This is a genomic window from Pseudomonas persica, from assembly GCF_900291015.1.
Lineage (GTDB): Bacteria > Pseudomonadota > Gammaproteobacteria > Pseudomonadales > Pseudomonadaceae > Aquipseudomonas.
In genome coordinates this window covers 1-298 of sequence record NZ_OLKL01000088.1, presented here as the reverse complement: position 1 = coordinate 298, position 298 = coordinate 1, and the positions used below count along the sequence as shown (strand labels likewise).

At 67.1% G+C, this 298-nt stretch carries 1 protein-coding gene; it reads right to left on the bottom strand.

What is annotated here, in order from left to right; translation table 11 throughout:
* On the bottom strand, window positions 1-298 hold a 298-nt coding region (locus FQ664_RS25810), incomplete at both ends, for an arylamine N-acetyltransferase family protein (protein WP_144175840.1).

Here is a 298-nt window from a genome sequence, read left to right as displayed (position 1 = left end):
GTCCTGCACTGCGGTCTCGTGCAGGCGCAGCGGTACGGTCGGGGTCAGGCTGCCGAAGCCGGTATCGACCAGCCAATCCTCTTCCTGCAGACGCACCCGCAGGAGCAGATGCGTACGCGCAGTCAGCTCGCCCTCGGTGGCCGACAGCAGCACCCGTGCACTCAGTGGCTGCGCATCGAAGCCCAAGGCCTGCAGCAGCGCCAGGAACGCGCCATTGAGTTCGAAGCAGTAACCGCCGCGCTGCGCGTGCAACAGCTTGTGCTGGACGCTGTCCAGGTCGATTGCCACCGCGTCGCGC